This is a genomic window from Rhodococcus sp. 008 (assembly GCF_001682295.1).
Taxonomy (GTDB): domain Bacteria; phylum Actinomycetota; class Actinomycetes; order Mycobacteriales; family Mycobacteriaceae; genus Rhodococcus_F; species Rhodococcus_F qingshengii.
This window is the reverse complement of sequence record NZ_CP012749.1, coordinates 3505300-3518361: the sequence shown is the minus strand read 5'-3', so window position 1 is coordinate 3518361 and position 13062 is coordinate 3505300. Positions and strand designations below refer to the sequence as shown.

At 60.5% G+C, this 13062-nt stretch carries 13 protein-coding genes; 9 read left to right on the top strand and 4 right to left on the bottom strand.

Translation table 11 applies throughout. The annotated features are described in order from the left end of the window. Nucleotides 1-15: 15 nt before the first annotated feature. Nucleotides 16-2376, bottom strand: a complete 2361-nt coding sequence (locus AOT96_RS16330; RefSeq protein ID WP_007734692.1) for an arylsulfatase — start codon at nt 2374-2376, stop codon at nt 16-18. Between the two features lie 177 nt (nt 2377-2553). Between AOT96_RS16330 and AOT96_RS16325 the strand changes: the two genes are divergently transcribed. The 3 genes from AOT96_RS16325 to AOT96_RS16315 are packed head-to-tail and all read left to right on the top strand — an operon-like array spanning nt 2554 to nt 4897. After that, nucleotides 2554-3531 carry an HAD family hydrolase gene (locus tag AOT96_RS16325; protein ID WP_047269306.1) on the top strand — a complete coding sequence of 326 codons (978 nt, stop codon included), beginning with the start codon at nt 2554-2556 and terminating at the stop codon, nt 3529-3531. Nucleotides 3532-3543: 12 nt separating this feature from the next. Further along, the gene (locus AOT96_RS16320) at nt 3544-4410 is read left to right on the top strand and encodes a hypothetical protein (RefSeq protein WP_065352021.1); all 867 of its coding nucleotides are present in this window, start codon (nt 3544-3546) and stop codon (nt 4408-4410) included. 55 nt (nt 4411-4465) lie between these two features. After that, a complete protein-coding gene (locus AOT96_RS16315) occupies nt 4466-4897 on the top strand; it encodes a PPOX class F420-dependent oxidoreductase (protein WP_065352020.1) in 432 nt (143 codons plus the stop codon). On the opposite strand, the gene AOT96_RS16310 is transcribed toward AOT96_RS16315, so the two are convergent. Next, complete coding sequence (locus AOT96_RS16310; RefSeq protein ID WP_065352019.1) at nt 4898-6274, bottom strand: WS/DGAT/MGAT family O-acyltransferase; 1377 nt, start codon at nt 6272-6274, stop codon at nt 4898-4900. It lies immediately after the preceding gene. 369 nt (nt 6275-6643) lie between these two features. On the opposite strand from AOT96_RS16310, the gene AOT96_RS16300 reads away from it, so the two are divergent. The 3 genes from AOT96_RS16300 (at nt 6644) to AOT96_RS16290 (ending at nt 9039) form a co-directional block, all read left to right on the top strand. Next, entirely contained in the window at nt 6644-7516 is an 873-nt protein-coding gene (locus AOT96_RS16300) for a hypothetical protein (protein WP_007734676.1), read from the top strand. 70 nt (nt 7517-7586) lie between these two features. Then, the gene (locus AOT96_RS16295; RefSeq protein ID WP_003945568.1) at nt 7587-8375 is read left to right on the top strand and encodes a hypothetical protein; all 789 of its coding nucleotides are present in this window, start codon (nt 7587-7589) and stop codon (nt 8373-8375) included. A gap of 49 nt (nt 8376-8424) precedes the next feature. After that, complete coding sequence (locus tag AOT96_RS16290) at nt 8425-9039, top strand: hypothetical protein (protein WP_042920173.1); 615 nt, start codon at nt 8425-8427, stop codon at nt 9037-9039. A gap of 125 nt (nt 9040-9164) precedes the next feature. Here AOT96_RS16290 and AOT96_RS36580 read toward each other — a convergent pair whose 3' ends face one another. Further along, nucleotides 9165-9623 (bottom strand): MarR family winged helix-turn-helix transcriptional regulator, encoded by a 459-nt coding sequence (locus AOT96_RS36580; RefSeq protein ID WP_192712017.1) that lies wholly within the window; start codon nt 9621-9623, stop codon nt 9165-9167. 62 nt (nt 9624-9685) lie between these two features. Between AOT96_RS36580 and AOT96_RS16280 the strand changes: the two genes are divergently transcribed. Next, the gene (locus tag AOT96_RS16280) at nt 9686-10561 is read left to right on the top strand and encodes a haloalkane dehalogenase (protein ID WP_058228149.1); all 876 of its coding nucleotides are present in this window, start codon (nt 9686-9688) and stop codon (nt 10559-10561) included. Between the two features lie 168 nt (nt 10562-10729). After that, nucleotides 10730-11368, top strand: coding sequence for a PAS and ANTAR domain-containing protein (locus tag AOT96_RS16275; RefSeq protein WP_065352017.1), 639 nt, complete (start codon nt 10730-10732; stop codon nt 11366-11368). Between the two features lie 139 nt (nt 11369-11507). On the opposite strand, the gene AOT96_RS35750 is transcribed toward AOT96_RS16275, so the two are convergent. Continuing rightward, nucleotides 11508-11654, bottom strand: coding sequence for a hypothetical protein (locus AOT96_RS35750; protein ID WP_164490549.1), 147 nt, complete (start codon nt 11652-11654; stop codon nt 11508-11510). Between the two features lie 181 nt (nt 11655-11835). Between AOT96_RS35750 and AOT96_RS16265 the strand changes: the two genes are divergently transcribed. After that, nucleotides 11836-13023 (top strand): zinc-dependent alcohol dehydrogenase, encoded by a 1188-nt coding sequence (locus AOT96_RS16265; protein ID WP_065352016.1) that lies wholly within the window; start codon nt 11836-11838, stop codon nt 13021-13023. The last annotated feature ends 39 nt before the right edge of the window (nt 13024-13062 follow it).

Below are 13062 nucleotides of genomic sequence, written 5' to 3'. Positions count from 1 at the left end.
ACGCACTCGGAACTGTCATTCACGCGAGAGCATCGCCACTGCTTCGCGTTCGAGGTCGACGTACGGTTCACCACTGACGTCGATGGCCACCCGGTTGAGCGTTCCACCCGTGAACGCCCACGGTGACGTACCCGGGTAGTCGTCGGTTACGGGCTCCCCGCTGTCACGGCCTGCGTTGAGCCCTTCGCCGCCACCGATGCTGAACTTGCCTGGCTGAGTGCGGATTCTGCCCTCACCGACTTTCCGATCGCCGTAGTAGAGGCCGAGCACCCCGTGCGCAGTGCCCGGCGGATCCTCGCCTTCCTTCTCGAAAGTTGCTGCCAAGATTATATTTTCGCCGATCGGAAGGTCTTCGGTGGCATCGATCTTCTGCTGTTCACTGCCGAGGAAGTTGTACACGTAATGCAGGCGGTTGTCCTTGACGTACAGCGAATGACCACCGAACCTGCCGCCATGCGAGAAAAGCACACCGGTCGCACCTGGCTCGGCCAAATCGACAACTGCCCCGATCGAGAATGAACGATTACGAAGGTTGACAGCGACGGCTTCCGGTACCTCGGCTCCGCCCGGGCGGTAGACATACCGGTTTCGGGGCGGGGCCAACTGGGGGCGAGGCGTGGTGAGGAGTTCGACACCGGACCGATCGTCCAGTGGCAGAGCTTGATTGGCACCGGCCTCGTGGAACCACAACCCCACCAGCTCTGCCAGCCTGCCGGGTTCTTCATCCGCAAGGTTCCGGAGCTCGGCTCGGTCCAACTCTGTGTGGTAGAGCTCCCAGGTGTCTTCCGAGAAATGGCCCCACCCGCTCAGAGTCGGGTGCGTGGTGACGGCCTTCCAGCCGTCATGCCAAATTCCTCGTCCTCCTAGCATCGAATAGAACTGGGTGTGCTTGGCGGTGGGGATGTTGCCGGCATCGAAGCTGTACCGCATGCTCACGCCTTGAATCGGGTGCTGGGTGTACCCCTTCACCGTGTCAGGCAAGTCGACGCCGACGCAGTCGAGCAGAGTCGGGACGACGTCGATGGCGTGATGGTACTGATCTCGAATCTCGCCACGGGCATCGATGCCCTCCGGCCACGAGATGATGCATGGGTCGCAGGTTCCACCGTTGAACGAGTAACGCTTCCACATCTTGAAGGGCGTGTTGAACGCCATCGCCCACCCGTTGGGATAGTGGTTGTACGTCTCGGTGCTGCCCAACTCGTCCAGCTTCGCCAGGTTCTCGGCTAGGTCGTCGGGTACGCCGTTCGCAATCTTGTTCTCGTTGACAGACCCGTCGGGTCCGCCCTCACCGCTGGCACCGTTGTCGGAGACCACCACGATGATCGTGTTGTCGAGCTGCTCGATTTCTTCGAGGTACCCGAGCAGGCGTCCGATCTGATCGTCACAGTGCGAGAGGAAGCCCGCGTACACCTCCGCCATCCGTGAGAACAGTCGCTGCTCGTCAGCGGAGAGGGTGTCCCAAGGGCGGGTGAAATCCAGCGGCGGGAACGGTTCGCCGTCGGGCCCGGTGCGGGTCTCAGGAGTGCCTATCGGGTTGAGTGAGGGCAGGGTCGTGTCTTTCGGGACAAGTCCCATTTCCTTCTGTCTGGCCAGAATCTCGTCCCGCATGGCTTCGTACCCTGCGTCGAACCTGCCTGCGTAGCGATCGGCCCATTCGCGGGGCGCGTGATGCGGAGCGTGTGCGCACCCGGGTGCGTAGTAGAGAAATACAGGCCGGTCCGGAGCTATCGACTTCACGTCACCGATGTATTCGAGCGCTCTGTCGGTGATATCGACGCTGAAGTGATACCCCTCTTCGGGCGTCGACGGCTGTTCGACGGGGTGGTTGTCGTGGACGAGATCGGGATACCACTGATTGGTCTCGGCACCGAGAAAGCCGTAGAACCGCTCGAATCCGCGGCCGACCGGCCAATTCCGTTTCGTGGAAGCAAGATTCATCTCGTCTTCTGCGCACAGGTGCCATTTGCCGACCATCGCGGTGCTGAATCCCTGCTCGACCAGAACCTCGGCGAGCGTGGCACATTCGGGAGGGATGTGACCGTTTCCGCCGGGAAAACCGACCGCGCACTCGCTGATGCAGGCCATGCCGTTGGTCGTGTGGTTTCTCCCGGTGAGCAGACACGATCGCGTCGGGGAGCACAGCGCTGTGGTGTGCCACTGCCCGTACCGCAATCCGTTGCCCGCGATGCGGTCGATGTTCGGCGTCTCGATCGGTCCCCCGTAACAACCCAAGGCGCCGTATCCGACGTCGTCGAGAACGATGTAAAGAATATTCGGTGTGCCGGCGGCGGCCTTCGGCTGCTCGTACGGGCTCCAGTCGGGAATCGAATCGCGAATATCGAGGTTGACGACGCCTTTGAATGCGTTGGCCATGATCTGGCTCCTTGTAGGTCATCTGATTTCCAGCCTCTACGGCCGCATGGTGAATCGCATACCCCGATTGTGGTCACCGAACCGCTGTCGCCCGAAATGGGCGATGCCATTTTCCGCAGGAGATCCGAGTATGAGAGTGCCGGATTTGTCATCGACTCACTGGAAGCCAGGGACCACATGAGCAGTCAATTCGTTGAAGCCTCCACCTCCGATAACCCTGACCCGCTTCCGAGCTGGCAGGACGGCACGCCGAAACAGGCCGTCCGGCAATTCGTCGAACGCGCGACGACTGAGGGAAGTCCGGACGAAATCGCACCGGAAGACAGGATCGCAGTCTTCGACAACGACGGAACCCTGTGGTGTGAGAAGCCGATGCCGATCCAACTCGACTTCATCCTGCGCCGCCTCGTCGAGATGACCGCCCAGGATCCGTCTCTTCGCAACCGTCAACCGTGGCAGGCTGCGTTCGAAAAGGACTACGCCTGGTTGAACGAAGTGATCTCGAAGCACTATCGCGGCGACGACAGCGCACTGAAGGTGCTCGCGGCCGGTGTCCTGGCGGCATTCGCCGAAGTCACGGTCGACGAGTTCGAAACCCACGCCGATACCTACCTGCGCACTGCTTCGCACCCCACTCTCGGTCGCGAGTATCTGCACTGCAGCTATGCACCCATGGTGGAGTTGCTCGATTACCTTGCAGCCAAGGGATTCTCGAACTACATAGTCTCTGGCGGCGGACGTGACTTCATGCGTCCGATCAGCCAGGAGGTCTACGGCATCCCCCGAGATCGCGTCATCGGCAGCGGCGTGGCCTTGACGTGGAAGGACGACGGGCACAGCGGCACAATTCTCCGTCAGCCCCAAACCGATGTCGTCGACGACGGGCCGGCCAAGCCCGTACAGATCTGGAACCGAATCGGCCGACGACCTGTCATCGCGGCCGGAAACAGCAACGGTGACCTACCTATGTTGAAGTTCGCCGAACACCCGAACGTTCCGGCACTTCGCCTTCTGGTGCTCCATGACGATCCGGAACGCGAGTTCGACTACGTGGACGGGGCCGAGCACGCACTCGACGTCTCGCGCGCAAACGGGTGGACGGTGGTGAGCATCAAGAACGACTGGAAGACAGTCTTCGAACGATTCGCCGAATGACAGTATTGATACGTGACCCTCGATGATGTCGCCGACGAACTCTACGGCCTCGACCCCGGCGAGTTCGTAGAGGCGCGTACAAAGCATGTGAAGACTGCCCGGGACGACAACGACCGCACACTGGCCGCAGAGATCGGAAAACTTCGGAAGCCGACCACCGTGGGGTGGTTGGTCAATCTCATCTCGCGCGATGCACCAGAGGATCTGGATGCACTTCTCGCGCTTGGCGAATCGCTACGCGACGCTCAACGCCATCTCTCGGGCCCGGACTTGCGACGGCTGACGACACAGAGGCAGCAGGTGGTGCGGAGTCTCGCCCACAAATCCGGTGAGATCGCCGCTTCACGGGGAAAAAGCGTCGGCGAGGATTCGTTGCGCGATGTCGCGCAGACTCTCAATGCCGCCCTGGCCGATGAGGAGACTGCCGCGCAGGTTCGACTCGGACGGGTCGTGACCGCCGCGAGTTACAGCGGTTTCGGGCCGGCGGGACTTGCTGTAGTGGAGGAGGATTCTGCACAAGACGCCCCTGCGATCCCCACCGAAGAACACGCTCCGGCCAAGTCCACTGCTCCGGATCGCAAGGCCGAACAAGCCAAGGCGAAAGCAGAATTGAAGGAAGCCAGGGCAGGCGTCGAGAAGATCCGACGACGGGTCAAGGCCGAGACCGCCCAATTCGAGGATGCCAGGTCAAAGCTGTCCGACCTCGACCGTCGCATCGAAGAACTCCGCGCCGATCTCGAACACGCAGAACAAGAACGACAGTTCGCCAAGAACACCGAGAAGGCTGCCCGCGTCGCAGTTCGAGAGTCCGAGGAGGAACTTCGCGAGGCCGAGTGGCGGGTCGACGAAGCAGAAGAGGCCCTCGACGAGATGGAATGAGTTGTACGTTCGGAGATCTTGACCTCTACAGCAGTTCAGGTTCTAGCGTGATTTCATGACATTCACCCGAATCGAACTCGACTACCTGGTCACACAGACTCTCGGTCGCCTCGCGACGGTTCAACGGAACGGAACGCTGCAAGTCAGTCCGGTCGGGTTCCACTACAACCCGGATACAGCCACGATCGACATCAGCGGTTACAACATGACGGGCAGCCGTAAGTTTCACAATGTCGCAGACAACGGTCGGGTCGCGTTCGTCGTGGACGACATCGCATCCGTAGATCCATGGCAGGTCAGGTGCGTCGAAATCCGTGGCCGGGCAGAGGCTTTGGATGCTACTGGTGCTGCTGCACATGGTCTCGACGCACCGATCATCCGTATCCACCCCGAACGCATCATCAGCTTCGGCCTCGACGACAAAGAACTGGACGTCCACCAGTTGGTCGTGAACGGACGTGACGTCGGAAGGCGCGAGTCGAATTGATCAGCCTGCGGCGGCTTCGAGCTCACTCAAGGATTCCTCGAGATGGCCGAGGAGCCGCTGCAAGTGCGGAACATTGCGGCGGCAGCCGACGAGCCCGAACTGCATGGTGTCCGCGTAGCCGATGACGGTGATGTTCATCGCCTGCCCGTCCAACGGAATCGATGCCGGGTAACAGCTCTCGAGTTTCGCGCCATTCCAATAGCGCGTCGTTGTCGGGCCGGGGACGTTGGAAATCACCAGATTGAAGACTGGACGCCCAGTGATCAGTCGGGATGAACCAGGGATCAGCGGCAGCCCGAGACCCGCGACGTTCAATGCACTGAGCGCCGTGATCTGCAGGGGCGTCAGGCCCGACATCAGGGACTTGGCGCTACTCATCGAGTTGTGAACTCTCTGAAGTCGGGCCGCCGGATCTGCCAATTCGGTTGCCAGATCACACAACACCGCACCCACGGCATTGCCGGAAGCCTCACCCTCTTCGCCTTTGCGAAGGGATACCGGCACCATCGCGATCAACGGTTTGTCCGGCAACTCGTCCAGTTCGATCAGGTATCGCCGTAGCGCACCCGCGCACATTGCCAACACCGCATCGTTGAGCGTCACGTCTGCAACGCAGCTGACCTTGCGCAGGCGCTCGATCGGCCACGACTGCGCGGCGACACGCCTCGCTCCGGTGATCGGGACGTTGAAGATCGATTTCGGAGCAGCAAACGGCAACGGTGCGACGTGGTCCTTCACTGCCGAGGCAGCAGCGTTCACTATCGCAGGGCCGACCCCGACCACATCTTGCACAGTCTCGATCACGGAGCCCACCCGCCTCTGCAGGTCCAGCCCGCGACCGGCACGAACCCGCCCCGAAGAAGGTCGTTGCGCCCATGGAGGCATCGAATGTCGATCGTGCGGATCCGACGAGAGGCTGCGGTACCACGCCTGAACAGCAGACACACCATCCATGAGCGCGTGGTGCGTCTTCATGTACACGGCAACTCGGCCGTCGGCGAGACCTTCGATCACGTACGCCTCCCACAGCGGCCGATGCCGATCGAGCAGCGTGCCGTGGAGCATGGAGGTCAGCTCGAGCAACTCGCGGACTCGACCCGGCTTGGGCAGCGCGAGCAACCGGACGTGATACTCGAGATCGACGTCTGCGTCCTCCGTCCAACGCACCGGCGCGAAGTTCGACAAGAACTGCACCGGCTTGCGGCGAAAGAGTGGCCGAATCGAGTCGACGTCGGTGAGCGAACGGTAGAGCGACCTGGCGAATTCGCCGTCGTCCCCTTCCGGCGGAACGAAAAGCGACAGGCCACCGACGTGCATGGGATGCTCCCGTGACTCCATCAGTAGGAACATCGAGTCGAGCGGCAGCATCAGCGTCATGGCGATCCGTTCTCTCGGGCAGCTGCCCGGAGTACCGATCAGCCGCTGTTCGACAAAGTTACTCGCCCTGACTTCCCTCATTGGCGACTCCGACAAAACATTGCCCCCTCGATTTCGACAGGAGTCGGATACTCCCGTCGACGAACGCCTTTTCGGGTCGAAGCACCTCACAGCGATTCGTGGGTGAATGACGAGACACAGAGCACTGCAACAAATTTCAATCCTCACAGCCACAAGTAGTAGCGGAGGCGATCGCAGTAATACTTTTGTCGGAATTGTTTCAAATTGTCTGTACATCTAAGTCACACGTGACTACCGTCACTCATCATCACAATCCCGACTGGTCGGTTGTACCCAAAGGAGAAATACATGTCCCGACGTTCGACGTCGCGTGGGCTTTTCGGCGCACTCGCCACCGCAACTGTGTTCGCCACCGCCGCTGCGGTGGGAAGCTTGTCAGCAAGCATTGCAGGAGCCGCCCCGGCAGCGGAGATCCCCTTCGGCGGTTGGGATTCATGTCCGATCGACAATCCCGAGACCAGCACCTGCATGGACGTCACGGTCACCGGCGGAAACATGAAGATCGGCAAGCTTTCCGTCAGCATTCCCGCCGGGGCGATGCGCATCGCAGGCGGAGTTGCATACCGGGAGAATCCAGAGGCTGAATTCGGATTCGACCAAGTATTCATCCCACCGAACGACAACAGTCGGGGGATCTACGCCAAACCCATCGATATCCCCGGGGGCGCACTCGGAATCGACCTGCCATTCAACAATCTCTTCGGACTGAACAAGGCTTCGGCCACCGTAGAGTCGACGTCTGCACTCCCCACCGTGGACGCATTTCAGCTTGGTGTGAAGCTACCCGTCAAACTGAAGATCGCGAACCCTCTCCTCGGCGGCAAATGCTACCTGGGCTCGGACAACAACCCCGTCCAACTCAACTTGGACGTGACCGAATACGGTGTCCTCGAAGAGGTTCCAGGTTTCCCGGACACTGCCGTCGTTCGAAACACCGGGCACACCGGACAGCCCTTCGCGGTCCCGACAGCTTCCGGGTGTGGCCCGTTCGGCGTTCTGAATCCAATCGTCAACTGGCGCGCCGGGCTTCCCTCGTCCACCACGTCCAACTCCCTCGCCACGACGAGTGACGTCTACAACATCGGTGCCGACAGCCTCAGGCCCCAGCCGGCCGGCTCACCCGAACCCGCTGCCGTCGTTGCCGAGCGTAGCGCCAACTAGCAATCCAACCCACTGCCACAGAACCGTCATCGACGACAGATTGCCACCTCGAAACGGAGTTCACTTGTCCATGCGCACAATACGATTCAGAGCCGCGCTCGCCGTCGTCGCAGCGGGAGTCCTCACTCTCGGGGCGGTGTCAACCGCGACGGCGGCCCCGCTGCCCAATGCGCCGTTCGGGGGCTGGGGAAAATGCCCGATAGCCAATCCGGAGACAAGCACCTGTGTCGATGTCGTCGTCAAAGGCGGCGAAATGAACATCAACGGGCTCAAAGTACCGATTCCTTCCGGCTCGTTGAATATCGCCGGCGGTGTCGCCTATCGCGAGAACCCCGACGCTGAATTCGGGTTCGACCAGATCTTCATTCCTCCCACTGACGGCACCAAAGGCGTCTATTCCACCCCCATCGAGGTACCAGGAGGAATCTTCGGGCTCGGTATACCGTTCCCCGGCGGCTTGACCACCATCAAGGCAACAGTCGAACCGGTCGCGTTGCCAACAGTCGACGCATTCCAACTCGGTGTCACACTTCCGGCAAGATTGAAGATCTCCAACCCCTTGCTGGGCGGCAACTGCTATCTGGGTTCTGCGAGCAACCCGATCATGTTCAAACTCGGAGTGTCCGAAAATGGTGTCCTGGAGGAAGTTCCAGGATTTCCGGATACCGCCGCCGTCAGAAACGTGACGCACGCCGACCAGACGTTCGCGGTACCGGGCGCATCTGGATGTGGACTGTTCGGCGCATTGAATTGGGCAGTCAATCTTCGCGCCAACGTTCCGTCTTCGAGTGGTCACAACTCGTTGACCACCACAAGCGATGTGTTCAACATCGGCGCCGACAGCCTGCGGACGCAGTAGAGCAAGCACCGGCGACTCACGAAGTATCACCGACAACAAGGAGATATCGATGACCCATGCAGTTCGCCGCACCACCATCGTCACAGCTGCCGCCGCAGCCGCGATTGCGGTCGCAGCCGGCACCGCTCTGGCTTCGACCGTCGTCACTCCAGCGGGTCAAGCCGTGACTGCTTCGAGCAGCAATCTCAGTATCAAGACTGGAACGATCACACTTACCTGCTCCAGTACGACGGGCTCCGGGACCATCCCATCCGCGCCGGGTAATTCCAACGCCGGCACCGGCGGAGTCAACGTCAATATCGGCACCCCCAGCCTGACCGGGTGCAAGGCTAACGGCCTACCCGCTGTGGTCACGACCTCCGGCTCGTGGCTATTGAACGTCTCGGCAGACACCGGATCGGCTCAGGGATCCCTGGTCATTCCTGCAGGAGGCGCAGTCGTCACGATGCCCGGATCAACATGCACAGTCACCGTCGGGGCCAGCACTGTCGGACCGCTGCCATTCGATATTCCCAACCAGCGCGTCGTGGCCAGCAACACCGGCACCGTGAACTACACACGCACCGGCACCGGACCCGTCTGCCCCGCCGCAGCCACTGGGACGGCAACAATGTCGGGCACACTGCAGTTCGCATCGGCCACACCGATCAACGTGACACCGTGACGATCGACAGCTAGACAATAGGGCTCGTTGGGGGATCGACGCTTCCGTCGCTCCCCCAACGAACGTCCTGTGGACCGGGTCCGCACACGATCGCCTTCGGTTGCGCCACTAAGCGGACCGGCGCATTATCCATCTCCTGCTTCGGTGGCGTCGAGTAACGCGTCAAGGGCGCGGTGGAGCTCGGCGAGTTCCCGCCCTCCGGTTTTCGTCAGCACTTCCGTATTCTTTGCATCCAATTGGCGGACAATGTCTTTAGCGAGCTCTATGACTCGTTTGCCCTCGTCACTGAGATCGAGGCGAACGGCTCGCGCATCGCGTCTATCGCGTTCACTGACAACAAACCCGCTCTTCTCCAACGCTCGCACGAGCTTGGATATGTAGATTCGCTGCAATCCTGTGTGCGCTGAGAGTTCTCGCTGACTCGGCCTCTCCCCCGCACTCACCAGACCATGCAGAGACGCGAGCACTGAATACTGGGCGTGAGTCAACCCCAGGTGCGCGATCGCTCGGTCAACCCCCGCCCGCCAGCGCAAGCCAAGGTGCCACACCAGCGACCCTGTCGTCCATGTTTCCCGATCTTGCATACAAATAGAATACATGGCTACTATCTCAATTAGAGTATATGGAAACTATTTGAGGAGTCGCAATGCCCACAATTCCCGTGCTCGACTCGACCATGGCCTACCGCTCGCGCGGTGAAGGAACACCCTTCGTACTCATCCACGGAAACCCCACATCCTCGCACTTGTGGCGAAACATCCTGCCGCAGATAGGAAATCTAGGCCGCGCACTTGCCCCTGACCTCATCGGAATGGGGCGGTCAGGCAAACCGCCAATCAACTACGGCTTCCTCGACACCGCCCGCTACCTCGACGCCTGGTTCGACCAGATGGAACTCGACGACGTCGTACTCGTCGGACACGACTGGGGCGGGGCACTTGCACTGGACTGGGCTGCCCGCCACCCCGATCGCGTCCGAGGTGTGGCCTTCTTCGAAACGATCCTTCGTCCGATGACCTGGGACGAACACTTCCCGGGAGAGGCACGGGCACGGGTGGAAGCTCTGAGGGACTCCGACACAGGAGAGACAAAGGTACTCGACGAGAACTTCTTTCTCGAAATAGCGCTTCACAGAACGGTTCTCGGCGAAATGACCGAAACCGATGCCGAGGCCTATCGCTCCCCTTATCCGTCACGAGAGAGTCGCCGACCCCTTCTCGAGTGGCCACGATCCTTCCCCATCGAAGGAACTCCCGGTGACGTGAATGCACGTGTGGCGGCGTACAGCGATTGGCTCACAGAAAGCACTGACGTACCCAAACTTCTTCTCACCTTCAGCGGCCCCGCAGAACTTCTCATGATCGGACCTGACGAAGTCACGTGGAGCCGATCGAATATCGCAAATCTCGAGGTGGAACAGTGCGGTCCCGCAGGACATCTCGCCCCCGAGGATCAGCCTGCGGCCATCGCGGCGGCGATCATCGAATGGACACAGCGGCAACACTGTTTCAACCGCGAGTGACGTGGGACCGTCGCCAAGTACTCTGAGCGCCGGTTTCCCCGACCCATGCGGTAGCGATCCAGACGATGCTCCGAAATATGGGACCGACACCACCTCCGCCGGATTTGTCCGATATAACTAACTGGCGAGTACGCCGGTTGGGACGAGGTCGAGAACGAGGGGGCGTGTGTGGTGAACGAGGACGGGTTGGGGCGAACGTCAGGATCGGGGGCTCCACACCGGGTGGGCGGCTTTCTCTATCACCGCAACGGCGACCGGTGGGAGTGGTCGGACGAAGTTGCACGGATTCACGGATACGAACCCGACCAAGTAGCTCCGACGACAGAATTGATGCTCTCGCACAAGCATCCCGACGACCGAAGACACGTTGCCCAGACACTGCACGCCATCCGCACTTCAGGCGGACCGTTCAGCAGCCGCCACCGTATCATCGACACTGCAGGGGATACTCACTCGGTAATCGTCGTCGGCGACAGCGTCGTGGACGAGTCGGGTGCCGTGGTCGGCAGCTCAGGCTTCTACATCGACGTCACCGAAACCCTCGACAGCACGGTGAAAGCGTCTGTCGACGTGCTGGTCAACGAAATCACCGCTTCTCGCGGAGTAATCGAGCAAGCCAAAGGCATGCTCATGGTGATCTACGGCATTTCGGCCGATCGCGCCTTCGACATACTCGTGTGGCGTTCTCAAGAGACCAACGTGAAACTCCGGGATATTGCCGAGCAGTTGATAGTTCGAACGCTTGACGACTTCCGGGTCCCGACACTACTGCGGACCCGATTCGATCACGTGCTGTTACAGGGTTGAATGACAACAGGGTTGAGGGATCTGCTCAAGGCGGTTCCCGTGGCTGGCTGCTCAACCTCGAGGAACCTCGCCCGCATTGATTCCGGGACGGTCCGATGCGGCCTATCCCCGTTGTTACCCAACGCGGAGTAAAAGGAAACTACTCGTCGTCAGACTTCTCGCCGGAGGTCTCCTCGACCAGTTCAGGCGCCTGTTCTCGCGTTGCCATCCCCCCGTCGCCGCCCTTGTCCACGGGTCCTGGGTGCCCACCCTTGGGCGACTGGTCGTTGTCGTCTTTGTCGGTCATGCGATCGTCCTCATCATCTCGTCGTCTCAGTCCTGGAGCCGGTGCAAAGAGACCGGGACCCAGCTCCATCTCAATCTAACGCGCTCAGGACTTCTCGCAACCCTCACCGATTTTGTTTGCATTTCAGTGCTTTCGGGCAGGTGACTGCGAACAGCATTTCCACGATGAGAGGTCGATCCCAGTGCGCGCAGTGACTTGGCAAGGCAAACGGAAAGTAAGCGTCGATACGGTTCCGGACCCGAAGATCGTCGAACCCACCGACGCGATCATCAAGGTCACCACGACGAATATCTGCGGATCCGATCTGCACCTGTACGAGACTCTGGGTGCGTTCATGAATGCCGGCGACATTCTCGGCCATGAACCGATGGGCATCGTCGAAGAAGTCGGTTCGGAAGTCACGAATCTCGAGATAGGTGACCGCGTCGTGATTCCGTTCCAGATCTCGTGTGGCAACTGTTTCATGTGCGATTCGAGCCTCTACACACAGTGCGAGACGACGCAGGTCCGCGATCAGGGAACGGGCGCAGCATTGTTCGGCTTCTCCGAGCTCTACGGCTCGGTGCCCGGCGGGCAGGCTGAGTACCTCCGAGTACCGCAAGCACATTTCACACATGTCAAAGTTCCCGAAGGTCCCGCGGATTCGCGATTCGTCTACCTCTCCGACGTGCTCCCCACCGCTTGGCAGTCGGTCGAATACGCCGACATTCCGCCGGGTGGTTCCGTGACAATCCTCGGCCTCGGACCGATCGGTGACATGGCGGCTCGTATCGCCCACCACAAGGGGTTTCGAGTAATCGGTGTGGACCGTGTACCCGAACGCCTTGCGCGCCTTGCCGAACGCGGTATCGAGACCCTCAACCTGGACGACTACGGCAGCAAGATCGGCGATGCCATCAGAGACGCGACAAACGGCCGCGGAACCGATTCGGTGATCGACGCTGTCGGTATGGAAGCGCACGGGTCTCCGATCGGAAAGCTCGCGCAGCAGTTCGTCGGACTCCTTCCCGACGCTCTTGCCGCGCCTGCGATGCGTAACGCAGGAATCGATCGCCTTGGCGCTGTCTATTCGGCCATCGACATCGTTCGGCGCGGCGGAACCATTTCTTTGATCGGTGTCTACGGCGGAATGGTTGATCCGCTGCCGCTGATGACCATGTTCGACAAGCAGATTCAGCTCAGGATGGGCCAGGCGAACGTCAAGAAGTGGGTAGAGGACATCATGCCCCTGCTCACTGACGACGACCCACTCGGTGTCGACACCTTTTCCACCCATCAGCTGCCGCTCGATCAGGCGCCACACGCCTACGAGATCTTCCAGAAGAAGCAGGAAGGCGCGGTCAAGATCCAACTGAAACCGCACCTGTAGTTCAACGCCGATCAGGTCGACGGTTCATCCGCCACGTCC